The organism is Leifsonia sp. C5G2 (assembly GCF_013359685.1).
Taxonomy (GTDB): Bacteria; Actinomycetota; Actinomycetes; order Actinomycetales; family Microbacteriaceae; genus Leifsonia.
Window position 1 is genome coordinate 21,976 of record NZ_JABFMV010000005.1, and the last position, 12,514, is coordinate 34,489.

The 12,514-nt window shown below is 72.4% G+C and carries 12 protein-coding genes; 1 reads left to right on the forward strand and 11 read right to left on the reverse strand.

All coding sequences use genetic code 11. From position 1 onward, the window contains the following. Positions 1-8: 8 nt before the first annotated feature. The 7 genes from HNO83_RS08220 to fliO are packed head-to-tail and all read right to left on the reverse strand — an operon-like array spanning position 9 to position 6,268. Complete coding sequence (locus HNO83_RS08220; RefSeq protein WP_175337053.1) at positions 9-779, reverse strand: hypothetical protein; 771 nt, start codon at positions 777-779, stop codon at positions 9-11. Next, complete coding sequence (locus tag HNO83_RS08225) at positions 757-2,814, reverse strand: flagellar biosynthesis protein FlhA (RefSeq protein WP_175337054.1); 2,058 nt, start codon at positions 2,812-2,814, stop codon at positions 757-759. The genes HNO83_RS08220 and HNO83_RS08225 overlap by 23 nt, the downstream gene beginning before the upstream one ends. Then, positions 2,811-3,905, reverse strand: a complete 1,095-nt coding sequence (locus HNO83_RS08230; protein WP_175337055.1) for an EscU/YscU/HrcU family type III secretion system export apparatus switch protein — start codon at positions 3,903-3,905, stop codon at positions 2,811-2,813. The genes HNO83_RS08225 and HNO83_RS08230 overlap by 4 nt, the downstream gene beginning before the upstream one ends. Continuing rightward, positions 3,902-4,663 (reverse strand): flagellar biosynthetic protein FliR, encoded by a 762-nt coding sequence (locus tag HNO83_RS08235; protein WP_175337056.1) that lies wholly within the window; start codon positions 4,661-4,663, stop codon positions 3,902-3,904. The genes HNO83_RS08230 and HNO83_RS08235 overlap by 4 nt, the downstream gene beginning before the upstream one ends. Beyond that, a complete protein-coding gene (gene fliQ / locus HNO83_RS08240) occupies positions 4,663-4,938 on the reverse strand; it encodes a flagellar biosynthesis protein FliQ (protein WP_175337057.1) in 276 nt (91 codons plus the stop codon). Before fliQ ends, HNO83_RS08235 begins: the two co-directional genes overlap by 1 nt. Then, positions 4,935-5,747, reverse strand: a complete 813-nt coding sequence (fliP, locus tag HNO83_RS08245; protein WP_175337276.1) for a flagellar type III secretion system pore protein FliP — start codon at positions 5,745-5,747, stop codon at positions 4,935-4,937. The genes fliQ and fliP overlap by 4 nt, the downstream gene beginning before the upstream one ends. Before the next feature lie 32 nt (positions 5,748-5,779). Next, the gene (gene fliO, locus HNO83_RS08250) at positions 5,780-6,268 is read right to left on the reverse strand and encodes a flagellar biosynthetic protein FliO (RefSeq protein WP_175337058.1); all 489 of its coding nucleotides are present in this window, start codon (positions 6,266-6,268) and stop codon (positions 5,780-5,782) included. A 136-nt stretch (positions 6,269-6,404) separates the two neighbouring features. On the opposite strand from fliO, the gene HNO83_RS08255 reads away from it, so the two are divergent. Further along, positions 6,405-7,133, forward strand: coding sequence for a formylglycine-generating enzyme family protein (locus HNO83_RS08255; RefSeq protein WP_175337277.1), 729 nt, complete (start codon positions 6,405-6,407; stop codon positions 7,131-7,133). A gap of 133 nt (positions 7,134-7,266) precedes the next feature. Here the strand turns inward: HNO83_RS08255 and HNO83_RS08260 are convergent, their stop codons facing one another. Genes HNO83_RS08260 through HNO83_RS08275 form a run of 4 tightly spaced genes read right to left on the reverse strand, consistent with a single transcriptional unit; the run spans position 7,267 to position 12,513 of the window. Further along, positions 7,267-8,259: a C-terminal binding protein gene (locus tag HNO83_RS08260; protein ID WP_175337059.1), complete on the reverse strand. Its 993-nt coding sequence runs from the start codon at positions 8,257-8,259 to the stop codon at positions 7,267-7,269. After that, positions 8,252-9,217 (reverse strand): agmatinase, encoded by a 966-nt coding sequence (gene speB / locus HNO83_RS08265; protein WP_175337060.1) that lies wholly within the window; start codon positions 9,215-9,217, stop codon positions 8,252-8,254. Before speB ends, HNO83_RS08260 begins: the two co-directional genes overlap by 8 nt. Before the next feature lie 10 nt (positions 9,218-9,227). Next, positions 9,228-10,850, reverse strand: a complete 1,623-nt coding sequence (locus HNO83_RS08270) for a thiamine pyrophosphate-binding protein (protein ID WP_175337061.1) — start codon at positions 10,848-10,850, stop codon at positions 9,228-9,230. Further along, the gene (locus HNO83_RS08275) at positions 10,840-12,513 is read right to left on the reverse strand and encodes an amidohydrolase (RefSeq protein ID WP_175337062.1); all 1,674 of its coding nucleotides are present in this window, start codon (positions 12,511-12,513) and stop codon (positions 10,840-10,842) included. The genes HNO83_RS08270 and HNO83_RS08275 overlap by 11 nt, the downstream gene beginning before the upstream one ends. Position 12,514: the final 1 nt, after the last annotated feature.

Consider the following 12,514-nt stretch of genomic DNA (forward strand, 5'->3'; position numbering starts at 1 on the left):
GTCCCAGCCTATCCGGCGGGCGGCGCGTCCAGCCAGAGCACCGGGAGCCCGAGCCGGTGGATGTCGTCCGGGCTCGACGTGAAGGCGGCGCCGGTCGCGGCCACGGCGTCGATCGCGAGCACCGCATCCACCGCCCGCACCCACTCCGCGGTGTCCTCCGGCCGGCGCGACACGTCGACGGCGACCCAGACCTGATCGGGGGCGATGCCGGCGAGCTCGGCGACGACGGCCGGGACGGCGCCGGGTCCGGCGAGGGCGTAGGCGGCGACCAGGGGGAGGTCGCGCCGGACGCCGTCCGCCCGGGCCGCGAGGGCGTCCCTCCGGTCGGCGACGCGCACCACCTCGGCGCCGGCGTCGGCCGACGCGGCGAGCACGGCGGCCGCGGCCTCCGCGTCGCCGCCCAGCCCCACCACGAGCGTGAGGTCCCCGCGCCCGCGCAGCCGGGCCGGCGGCGGCCCCGCCCGCCCCGCGAGTGGCGACAAGATGTCACCACTCGACGCGAGTTGCGACGAGATGTCACCACTCGGCGGAACGGAGGCGCCTGCGCCAGGTGGCCCGTCGGCGTCCCGCGCGGCGGCGAGTGGCGACATCTTGTCACCACGGGCGCCGAGTGGCGACAGGATGTCGCCACTCGGCGGGGAGGGCGCGGCGAGGTCGGGGAGGTCGGTGGTGCGGATGAGGTCGTCGAGCACCGCCTGGAAGGCAAGGGACGAGGTGGAGACGGCCGGAAGGATCTCCTCCTCGCCGCCCAGCCACTCAGGCCGCGATCGACTCCGCACCGCGCACCACCCCCACGGTCTCGATCGCCGCCTGCACCGCGGTCACCTCCTGGTACGACAGCACCGCGAGGCCCGCGATCTGCCCGGCCACGAGCCGCCGGATCGCGGGACGCAGCGCCGGAGCGCACACGAGCACCGCCGAGACACCCGAGTCGTCGAGCCGGGACGCCGTGTCGCGCAGCGAGGCGAGCACGGCCTCCAGCCGCAGCGGATCGAGCACGATCTGGGTGCCCGCCTCCGACGGGCGCAGACCCTCCAGCATCGACTGCTCCAGCCCGGGGTCGATCATGATGACCCGCAGCGTCCCCGCGTCGATGTGCGGTGCGACGACCGCGGGCCCGAGCGCGGCGCGCGCCGCCTCCACCAGCCCCTCCGGGTCGTTCGACACCTTCGCGCGCAGGGTGAGCGCCTCCAGGATGCGCGGCAGATCGTTGATCGGCACCTGCTCGGCCAGCAGCCCCTGCAGCACGCGCTGCACCTCCGCGAGCGACAGCAGCGCCGGGATGAGCTCCTCCACCGCGGGCGGGTTCACCTGCTTGACGCCCTCGGTCAGCAGGCGCACGTCCTCGCGCGTGAGCAGGCGGGCGGCGTTCGAGGTGATGATCGACGACAGGTGCGTGATCAGCACGGACACCCGGTCGATGACCGTCGCCCCGGCGAGCTCCGCGCTGTGCCGCATCTCCGACGGGATCCACTTCGCCGGCAGACCGAACACTGGCTCGACCGTCGGGGTGCCCGGCAGGTTGTCGAGCGCGTCGCCGAGGGCGAGCACGCGGCCGGCGGGCGCCTCGCCGCGGCCGGCCTCCACGCCCGCGATCTTGATGACGTAGGTCGAGGGCGCGAGCTCCGCGCTGTCGCGCGCGCGCACCGGCGGCACGATCACGCCGAGTTCGAGCGCGATCTTGCGGCGGAGGGCGCGCACGCGGGCGAGGAGGTCGTCCGACGCGCCGCTCACGATGTCCACCAGGTCGGGCGCGAGCGTGATCTCGAGCGCGTGCACGCGCATCTGCTCGATCAGGTCCTCCGTCGTCTCCGGCTTCGTCGTCGCGGCGACGGCGTTCTGGGCGGCCTCCGCCTTCTTCTTCGCCGCCTGCGCGTTCTTGATCCGCTGCGACGCGAGGATGAGGAACGCGCCGACCAGCACGAACGGGATCGGCGGCATGCCGGGGATGAGCGCCATGACGATCGCGGCGCATCCCGCGATCATCAGCGCGTTGCGCGACTGGCTGAGCTGGCTGCCCGCCTGCGTCCCCATCTCCGACTCGGCGTTCGACCGGGTGACGATCATGCCGGTCGACACCGCCATGAGGAGCGCCGGGATCTGCGACACCAGGCCGTCGCCGATGGTGAGCAGCGTGTAGGAGTTGACTGCGTCCCCCAGCTGCATGCCGCGCTGGATCATGCCGATCGCGATGCCGCCGACCACGTTGATGACGATGATCAGGATGCCCGCGATCGCGTCGCCCTTGACGAACTTCGAGGCGCCGTCCATCGCGCCGTAGAAGTCCGCCTCGGCCGAGACCTCCGCGCGGCGCGCGCGGGCCTGCTCCTCGGTGATCAGGCCGGCGTTGAGGTCGGCGTCGATCGCCATCTGCTTGCCCGGCATGGCGTCGAGGGTGAAGCGGGCCCCCACCTCGGCGACACGCTCCGCACCCTTCGTGACCACGATGAACTGGATGACGACGAGGATGAGGAACACCACCGCGCCGATGATGATCGACCCGCCGACGGCGACGTGCCCGAACGCCTGGATGACCTGGCCGGCGAACCCGTCGCCCAGCACCAGGCGGGTCGAGGCCACGTTGAGCCCCAGCCGGAACAGCGTCGCCACCAGCAGGAGCGACGGGAACACCGAGAAGTCCAACGGCTTCTTGACGAACATCGTGGTGAGCAGGATGACCAGCGCCAGCATGATGTTGACGATGATGAGCATGTCGAGCAGCCACGACGGCACCGGCACCACCAGCAGCATGATGATGCCGACGACGGCGATCGGCACGGCCACCTTGGCGGCGAGACCCTTGTTCGGCTTCATGACAGCCCTCCCTGCAGCTGGGGTCGCATGGTGTGGAAGCCCGCGGCGGAGCCGCGCTGCTTCAGCGACATGACGAACGCGAGCACGCGCGCGACGGAGTTGTAGAGCTCGACCGGGATCTCCTCGCCGATCTCGCAGCCGGCGTGCAGCGCCCGGGCGAGCGGGATGTCCTTGACGATCGGCACGCGCTCGGCCTCGGCCTTCTCGCGGATGCGCAGGGCGATGGCGCCGGCGCCCTTCGCGACGACCCGCGGGGCCGACTTGCCCGGCTCGTACTTCACGGCGACCGCGATGTGCGTCGGGTTGACGAGCACCACGTCCGCGCCGCCGATCGCGGCGATCATGCGGTTGCGGCTCATCGCCAGCTGCCGGGAGCGGCGGTGCGAGCGCACCAGCGGGTCGCCCTCGCTGTTCTTGTTCTCGTCGCGGACCTCCTGCTTGCTCATCCGCGTGTGCTTGCGGTTGCGCCGCATCACGACGAGCACGTCGAGGCCGGCGAGCACCAGCCCCGCGCCGATGGCGGCCTGCAGGAGGCCGGCCGTCCCGCCCGACGCGGCGGAGAGCAGCGAGGCGAGCGGCATCGAGCCCGAGGTGAGCAGCACCGGCATCAGCCCCTGCACCACCAGGAACAGCCCGATCCCCACGACCGCCGACTTCAGCAGGGTCTTGGCGCCCTCCCAGAGCGCGCGCATCCCGAACACCCGGCCGAGGCCCTTCACCACGTTGAACTGCTCGTACTTGCCCTCGAGCTTCTTGAAGTGGATGCCGCCCTGCACCGCCGCCGCCCCCACCACGGCGAGCGCGCCCACCCCGAGCAGCGGTCCGATGGTGGCCATGATGCTGCCGAGCCCTTCGCCGAGCGCGGCGAGCGCCTTCGCCGGGTCGGGGCTCTCGATCACCGAGCGAACGGCGAACAGCTGCCCGACGGCGGCATTGCTGCCGGTCTGCAGCGTGAACGGGAGCATCACCGCTGCGGCTCCGACGCCGACCCAGGCGGTGAGGTCGGTGGACTTGGCGAGGCGGCCCTTGGAGCGGGCTTCCTTCATCCGCTTCTCGGTCGCCTGCTCGGTGCGTTCCTGCGCGTCGCTCATCGGCCCACCCCCAGCATGGTCTTGACGGCGGTGTCGGTGAGCCCGGAGACGACCCCGGGCAGGGCGACGAAGACGATCGCGGACAGCACGACCGTGAGCATGATCTTGAGCGGGAAGCCGAGCGAGAACGCGTTGAGCGCCGGAGCGACGCGGGTGAGGAGGCCGAGGCCGACGTCTGCGAGGAAGAGCACCACGATCAGCGGCCCTGCGATCTGCAGGGCCGCGAGGAACATCTGCGTCACGCCGTTCACCATCTGCTTGGCGGGGTCGGCGAGGTCGAGCCCCGCGGCGAGCGGGATGGCGTCGAACGTGCGCACCAACCCGCCGATGATGAGCTGGTAGCCGCCGGATGCGAACAGCAGGGCGAGCGCGGTCAGCTGGAACATCCGCGTGAACTGGGCGCCGTTGATCATCGACTGCGGGTCGAAAGCCTGCGCCAGCTGGAAGCCGCCGAACAGGTCGATCAGGCTGCCCGCGGACTGGATCGCGGCGAACACCAGGAAGACGAGGAAGCCGAGCGTCGCGCCGACGGCGAGCTCGCGCAGCATGTCGAGGAGGAACGCTCCGATGTCGCCGGAGTGGTAGCCGGCGCCGACGCGCGGCGCGACCGCGAGCGCCAGGCCGATCGCCAGCATCCCCTTCACCTGGGCGGGGAAGCCGTTGTACGAGAACGGCGGCGCGATGACGAGGAAGGCCACCATCCGCAGCGACGCGAGCGCGATCGCCTCGATGCCGGCGAGGTCGATGGGGATGTTCATCAGCCGCCGCCCAGCAGCTGCGGGATCTTGTCGAAGAGGACGTGGGTGAACGTGACCAGCTCGGAGATCATCCACTGACCGCAGACGATCAGCGCCACCGCGACCGCCGCCGCCTTCGGCACGAACGAGAGGGTGACCTCCTGGATCTGCGTGATCGACTGCACGAGCGAGATCGCGAAGCCGACGACGAGGGCCGTGACGACGATCGGCGCGGCGAGCTTCGCCGTGACCATGAGCCCCTGCATGGCGATGTCGAGGACCGCGTTGGGGTTCATCCGCCACCCCGGTAGCTCGTGATCAGGCTGGTGATGATCAGACCCCAGCCGTCGACCAGCACGAAGAGCAGGATCTTGAACGGCAGCGAGATCATCACCGGCGGCAGCATCATCATGCCCATCGACATCAGCGCCGCGGAGACGACCATGTCGATGACGAGGAACGGCACGAAGATGACGAAGCCGATGATGAACGCGGCGCGCAGCTCGGAGATCATGAACGCCGGGATGAGCGTCAGCATCGGCACGGCCTTCATGCTGTCGGGGTTCGCGCGGCCGGCGGCACGCGTCATCAGGGCGATGTCCTCCTCGCGGGTGTGCGCCGCCATGAAGCCGCGAAGCGGTCCTTCGGCCGCGTGCACCGCGGCCGTGAAGTCGATGTGGCCCGCGAGGTACGGCTGCACGGCCGAGTTGTTGATGTCGACGAGCACCGGGCTCATGATGAACAGGCTGAGGAACAGCGCCAGCCCCGCGAGCACCTGGTTCGGCGGGATGGACGGGAGCGCCAGCGCGTTCCGGGTGATCGCCAGCACGACGAAGATCTTGGTGAACGACGACATCATCAGCAGCAGCGCCGGGGCCACCGAGAGCACGGTGATGCCGAGGAGCGTCAGGATGGCGGCGCTCGGGGTGCCGTTCGGGCCGTTGATGTCGACGGTGATGCCGCCGGAGCCGCCTGCCCCCGGGCCGGTCGGGCCCGTCGGGGTGGGGACCGGCGTAGGGACGGCATGGGCGGCGTTGGCGCCGAGCAGCACGATCGCGACGGCGATGAGGGCGACCAGCAGGCCGGCCAGGGCGAGGCGGGGCATCCGCCCGGCGCGCGCCGCCGGCACCGGCGCCGTCACTTCTTGGGCCGCACCGCCGAACTCGCCTGACGCCACGTTGCCGGGGACAGGATCGAGCCTTTGAGTGCCTCGTCGAAGAGCGAGGCGCGTCCCTGCGCCGTGAGGAAGTCGGCATCCTGCCTGGTGGTGGTGCTGGGGGTGCTCGCCGCCGGGGCGTCGTCGGTGCCCGTGCGGGCAGCGGCGGCCGGGGCCTCGGGCACCCGGACCAGCGGGGTGACGTCCGCATCCTGCGGACGGTCGGAGGTGTGGAGCACGGAGACCTGACGCTCGGTGACCCCGAGCACGAAGCGGTTGCCGTCCACATCCACGACGACGACCGACGCCTTCTGCCCGACGCCCTGCCGCCCGACGACGGTCACCGCGTTGCCGCGACGCCCCCTGCCCGGCGTGCGTCCCTTGGTGACCCGCCGCTGGACGAACCAGAGCACCGTCACGATGACCCCGAGCACCACGAGCACTCGCAGCGCAACGAACAGGGTCTCCACGTCCCTCCCTATCGGCCGCGCTGCGCATCCCGTTAGCCCTTCCGCCGAGGTGCTCGCAGTTGCGGTCGACACGCCGACCGGGAGCGCAACAGCGAGCACCTCAGCGGCGTGGGACGGTGGGGGCGTGGAGATTGAGATGCGGGAGGTGGCGGCGGGGAGCGTGCAGCTGCACGACGCGCGGCGGAACCGGCGGTGGACGGTGGAGCTGGAGCCGTTCGAGCTGGGCGTGTTCGCGGTCACCGAGGAGCAGGTGGCCGAGCTGATCGGGGAGCCGTCGTCGCATCCACGCCGCCCGGCCACCGGAATCAGCTGGCTGCGCGCGGTGCGCATCTGCAACGCCGCGTCGGAGTGGGAGGGCCTCGACCCCGCGTACACCTTCGACGGCGAGGACGTCACCTGGCACGTGGACGCCGACGGGTACCGTCTGCCCACGGAGGCCGAGTGGGAGTACGCCTGCCGCGCCGGCTCCACGGGTCCCCACTACGGCCCGCTGCCCGAGGTCGCGTGGACGAGCGCGGACGGCCTCCGGGCGCCCCAGGACGTCGGCCTGCGGCTGCCCAACCTCAACGGCCTCTTCGACACGCTCGGCAACGTCTGGGAGTGGTGCTGGGACCTGCTCGACCCCGGCCGCTACGACGACTACCGGGTGTTCCGCGGAGGCGGTTTCGCCGACGACGCCTGGAGCGTGCGCGCGTCGGTGCGCCGCGGCGGACCGCCGCGGACCCGGCACGAGGACGTCGGCTTCCGCTTCGCGCGCGGCGGCTTCGACGCGGAGGCGGCCGCCCAGGGCTGGTCCGCGGCGGAGGACGCCGAGCGCGGCGGACTGGGCGGACCGCTCCCGTCGGGATGGACCCCGCGAGGCTGACGGAGGCCTGCGCCCGCGATCACCGCCGGCCGGCCAGGGGAGCGATCGAACGGCCGAATCTCCTGCCTGGCCGTCTGCTGTCGGAGATTCGTGGCTCAGACGGCCGAATCTCCGACGGAAGCGGCGGCGCGCGTCAGGGCAGCACGTTCACCGGGGAGTCGGGGATGCCGTTCGTCAGAGCGCTCACGACGTTCTGCGCCTGGACGCGCACGTACTCCCCCTCGGTGAACCCGGAGAAGTAGGCGATGTGCGGCGTCAGCACCACGTCGTCCCTCCCGACGAGGGGATGCCCCGCGGCCGGCGGCTCCTGGTCGAGCACGTCGAGCGCTGCGCCGGCGAGCCGGCCGGAGTCCAGCGCGTCGACGAGGGCCGCGTTGTCGACGAGGCCGCCGCGGGACACGTTCAACAGGATGGACCGGGCAGGCATCCCGGCGAGGAAGGCCCCATCCACCATCCGGTCGGTCTCCGCGGTCAGCGGGACGTGCAGGGAGAGCGCGTGCGAGGAGCGGCGGACGTCTTCCAGGGTCGTGCGCTCGATGCCGAGGGAGGCGAGGTCCCCGGCCGTCGCCGCGGTCTCCGGCAGCAGCGGGTCGTAGCCGAGCACACGTCCGAACAGGGGACCCGCGACGCGGGCGAACGCGCGGCCGATCCTGCCGAGGCCGACGATCCCGAGGGTGAGCTCGCTGAGGCGCGGAGGGGCGACCGCGGCGCGCTCGTTCCAGCGTTCCGGGGTCGCCGAGGCGGTGTAGAACGGCAGCTGCCGTGCGCTCGCCAGCAGCAGTGCGAGCGCGTGCGTCGCCACCTCCTCCGTCGCCGCCCCCGGCACGTTGGTGACCCAGACGCCGTGCTCGGTCGCGGCGTCCACATCCACATAGTCGAAGCCCATCGACATGAGCCCGACGACCTTCAGGCGAGGCAGGGCCGCGATCACCTCGCGGGTGATCGGCGCGTAGCCGGGCAGCAGCGCGTCCGCATCCCGCGCGCCGGCGACGATCGCCTCGGGGTCGCGGGTGCCGAGCACGCGGACCTCGAAGCCGTTCGTCTCCAGCAGCGCGATCCCGGGTGCCGGGTCGGTGTCGTCGACGTCGGTGTAGACCGCCAGCGGGCGGCGGCCGTCGTCAGCCATCGCGCCCCTCCCGGACGATGACCTGGGCCATCGCGGTCATCAGCTCGTACGCCACGTGCGCGGCCGCGATCCCGGTCACCTGCGCGTGGTCGTACGCGGGCGCGACCTCGACGACATCGGCGCCGACGATGTTCCGGTCGGTGAGCCCGCGCAGCAGGCGGAGCAGCTCGCGGCTCGTCAGACCGCCCGCCTCCGGGGTGCCGGTGCCGGGGGCGTGCGCGGGGTCGAGCACGTCGATGTCGATGGAGATGTAGAGCGGCCGGTCGCCGATGCGGCTGCGGATGCGCTCCAGGGCGGCGGGGATGCCGTTCTCCTCGATGTACTCGCTCGACACGATCGAGAACCCCAGGCGCCCGTCGTCCTCCAGGTCCTGCTTGCTGTAGAGCGGCCCGCGGGTGCCGACGTGCACGGATGCCGTCCGGTCGAGGAAGCCCTCTTCCGACGCGCGGCGGAACGGCGTGCCGTGGGTGATCGGCTCGTCGAAGTACGTGTCCCAGGTATCCAGGTGCGCGTCGAAGTGCAGCACGGCGACCGGGCCGTGCTTCCGGCTGATCGCATTGAGCAGCGGGTACGCGATGGTGTGGTCGCCGCCGATGGTGAGCAGCCGCTTCGCCCGCGAGCCCAGCTCGGCCGCCGCCTCCGCGATCTCGTTCACCGCCTGCTCGATGTGGAACGGGTTCACCGCGATGTCGCCAGCGTCGGCGACCTGCACCGCCTCCCAGGCCGAGAAGTCCTGCGCGGGGTTGTACGGCCGCAGCAGCCGGCTCGACGCCCGCACGTGCTCCGGGCCGAAGCGCGCGCCGGGACGGAAGCTCACCCCGGTGTCGAACGGGATGCCGACCACCGCGATGTCGGCGGCGGGGACGTCCTCGAGCCGCGGCAGCCGCGCGAAGGTCGAGAGACCGGCGTAGCGCGGGGTCTTGGATGCGTCGGACGGGCCGACGGGAGTGGTGCTCATGGGTGGTTCCTCACTTCGTGAACGCGGACTGCGGCAGGTGGATGACGTGCAGGCCGCCTGCATCGCCCGCGGTTGCCACCGCCTCGGCCAGCTCGTCGGCCGAATGGGCGCGGTGACCTGTGCCGCCGAACGCCGCGGCCAGTGCCGCCCAGTCGGGCTGGGCCAGGTCGACCGCGATCGGGGCGATGCCCGCATCCACCTCGTTCTGCTTGATCTCGGCGTAGCCGCCGTTGTCGACCACGATGACGGTCAGGTCGAGGCGCTGCTCGACGACGGTCATGAACTCCTGCAGGGAGAACATGAGCGCCCCGTCGCCGACGACCGCGAACACCGGCCGCGCGGGCTCGGCGATGCGCGACCCGATCGCGGCGGGGAGTCCGTAGCCGAGCGTGGCGTAGGTGGCCATGTACGGTGTCGAGTTCGGGGAGGCGACGCGCAGCCGGTTCAGCAGCCCCCAGTAGGCGATCTGCGACGAATCGGTCGCGACGATCGCCTCGGCCGGCAGGGCGGCGGCGATGGCGTCCGCGAGGTCGGTGTTGACCGCCGAGAGCTCGCGGCATTCGGCCGCGACGGCATCCAGGGTCTCGCCGACCCGGGCATCGCGCGCGCCGCCGGCCGGCTCGCCGGCACCGAGCGCATCGGTCAGCGCGGCGAGCGCGGTGGCCGCGTGGGCGACGATCCCGACCGCGGCCGGCTGGTTCTTGTCGAGCTGGGACTCCAGCACGTCGATGCGGATGACGGCCCCGCGGGCCTCCAGCTTCTCGACCCAGAGCTCTGCCTCGCCCAGCTTCGAGCCGACCACCAGCAGCACATCCGCGTCGCGCGCGCGATTCCGTGCCGCGGCGAGCCGCAGGTTGGCGCCGAGGGAGAGCGGGTGGCGCTCGTCGAGCACACCCTTCGCGTTGAGCGTGGTGACCACCGGCGCGCCGAGACGCTCCGCGAGCGCCCGCAGTCCGGCGGACGCGCCGCGGGAGCCCCCGCCCGCGAGGATGACGGGGTCGCCCGCGCCGGCCAGGAGGCGCGCCGCCTCGGCGATCCGCTCCGCGTCCGGGGAGGCGGGCTGCGGCGCCGGGCGCGCGGCGAGCGCCCCGGCCGGGAGGCTGGTCTCCTCCTCCAGCAGGTCGAGCGGCACCTCGAGGTAGACGGGACGCGGCCGGCCCGTCGCGAAGAGGGCGAAGGCGTCGTGGACAGCCTCCACCGCCTCCTCCGCCGACTCCACACGGCGGCCCCACTCGACGATGGCGGACGCGGCGCCCAGCTGATCCTTCGTCTCGTGCAGCGTCCCGGCGTCGGCGAACTCGTGCCCGCGTGCGGGACCGGGCGACAGGACGATCATCGGGCGCGACTCGCAGTACGCGGTGGCCGCGGCCGAGAGCGCGTTGAGCAGCCCCGGACCGCTGGTGGTGATGACCACGCCCGGCTTGCCCGTCTGCAGCGACCAGCCGTCGGCCGCGTAGCCCGCACCCTGCTCGTGGCGGGTGGTGACGGGCCTCACCCCGAGAGCGGTGAGCGGCCGGTAGAACTCCAGGTTGTGCGTCCCGGGGATGCCGAACACCGTGTCCACCCCGTAGTTGCGGAGGGTCTCGACGACGACCCACCCGGTCGTGCGCTTCTCGCGCGTCTCACTCGCCATCCGCGTGGAACCTCTCCGAGCCGTCCACCCAGGTCGCGAGCACCGGGATGCCGGCGATCGCGTCGCCGTCCACCGTCAGCGGGTCGGCGCCGAGCACGACGAAGTCGGCGCGCTTCCCGGCGGCCAGCGAGCCGAGCTCCCTCTCACGCCCGAGGGTGATCGCGCCCTCCAGGGTGTGGGCGCGCAGGGCGGCCTCCGGGCTGATCCGCAGCGAGTCGGGGCCGAGCTTGTGGCCGCGGCGGGTGACGCGCGTGACCGCGGCCTGGATGGCCTCCAGCGGCCGAGGCTCGGCCACCGGGGCGTCGGACGAGATCGTGACCGGCACCCCGGCCTCGACGAACTCGCCGAGCGGGTTGAAGCGCTCGCCGGGCGTGCCGATGGCCTGCTCGACGCCCTCTCCCCAGTTGTAGTAGTGCTGGGTCTGATTCACCGGGCGGATGCCGAGGCGCGCCATCCGCTCGATCTCGGCCGGTGCGGGCAGGCCGCAGTGCTCGATCCTGTGCCGCGCGTCCGGGTCTGGACGCTCGGCGAGCGCCTGCTCCACCGCATCCACGACCATGGCGATCGCGGTCGGGGACTGCGCGTGCGTCGCCGTCTGCAGCCCGGCGGCGTGCGCCTTCGAGACCAGGCCCGCGTACTCGGCCGGCTCGTGGTACAGCTGGCCCCGGCGGCACGGGTCGCCCACGTACCCCTCGGGGAAGTACGCGGTCCAGCCGCCGAGCGTGCCGTCGGCGTACAGCTTGATGCCCGCGACCGACAGGAAGGCGTTGCCGAACGGGCCGGTGAGGCCGAGATCGAGCACCTGGTCGAGCAGGTGCGAGAGGAAGTACAGCGAGACCCGCACCGACAGCTCGCCGCGGTCCGCCATCGCCAGGTAGGCGGCGAGCTCCCGCTTCGACACCTGCGCGTCGCCGAGCGCCGTGACGCCGGACGCGAGGAACTCGCGCTGGGCGATGTCCAGCTGCCGCTGGTGCTCCGCGGGCTCGTCGCCGAGGTGGAAGTTGGGTCCGTGGTGGCCGATCTTCACGCCGTGGAGGCCCGTGAGCACGTTGCAGGCCGCGTCCGACAGCTCCCCGGTGAGCTCGCCGTCGGCGTCGCGGAAGAACTCGCCGCCCTCCGGGTTGGGGGTGTCGCGCGTGATGCCGTACTTCTGCAGCGTGAAGCTGTTCACCACGCCGCCGTGGCCGGAGGCGTTCATCACGTACACCTCGCGGTCGGTCGCCACCCGGTCCAGCTCCTCCTTCGTTGGATGCCGCCGCTCCGCCAGGTTGCGCTGCTCGTAGCCGTAGCCGCGCAGCGGGACGCCGGCGGGCAGCTTCTTCGCGCCCTCCCGCATCAGCTCCACGATCTCCGGGATCGAGCCCGCCTTCTCGGGACTGACATCCACCCACGTGAGCAGCTGGCCGAACATCAGCGGGTGGGCGTGCGCGTCGATGAAGCCGGGGACGATGGTCGCGCCCGGGTAGTCGGCGCGCACGGGGTCGAGGCCCGCGGCTCGCGCTGCGGCCTCCACCTCGCCGAGCGCGCCGACCGCCAGGATCCGGCCCCCCGCCGTGAGCATCGCCTCGGCGCGCGGGGCGTCGTCGTCGACGGTCAGGATGACATCCGCGGTGACGATCGTGGGGGCCGAGTCGCGGGAGTCGTAGGTAGCCAGGTGTCGCACA

Excerpts from the sequence above, each read along its gene's own strand:
- HNO83_RS08255 (WP_175337277.1), top strand. The coding sequence starts at position 6,405 with ATGCGGGAGGTGGCGGCGGGGAGCGTGCAGCTGCACGACGCGCGGCGG.
- fliQ (WP_175337057.1), bottom strand. The coding sequence starts at position 4,938 with ATGAACCCCAACGCGGTCCTCGACATCGCCATGCAGGGGCTCATGGTC.
- HNO83_RS08230 (WP_175337055.1), bottom strand. The coding sequence starts at position 3,905 with ATGAGCGACGCGCAGGAACGCACCGAGCAGGCGACCGAGAAGCGGATG.
- HNO83_RS08235 (WP_175337056.1), bottom strand. The coding sequence starts at position 4,663 with ATGAACATCCCCATCGACCTCGCCGGCATCGAGGCGATCGCGCTCGCG.
- HNO83_RS08225 (WP_175337054.1), bottom strand. The coding sequence starts at position 2,814 with ATGAAGCCGAACAAGGGTCTCGCCGCCAAGGTGGCCGTGCCGATCGCC.
- fliP (WP_175337276.1), bottom strand. The coding sequence starts at position 5,747 with ATGCCCCGCCTCGCCCTGGCCGGCCTGCTGGTCGCCCTCATCGCCGTC.
- HNO83_RS08260 (WP_175337059.1), bottom strand. The coding sequence starts at position 8,259 with ATGGCTGACGACGGCCGCCGCCCGCTGGCGGTCTACACCGACGTCGAC.
- HNO83_RS08270 (WP_175337061.1), bottom strand. The coding sequence starts at position 10,850 with ATGGCGAGTGAGACGCGCGAGAAGCGCACGACCGGGTGGGTCGTCGTC.
- speB (WP_175337060.1), bottom strand. The coding sequence starts at position 9,217 with ATGAGCACCACTCCCGTCGGCCCGTCCGACGCATCCAAGACCCCGCGC.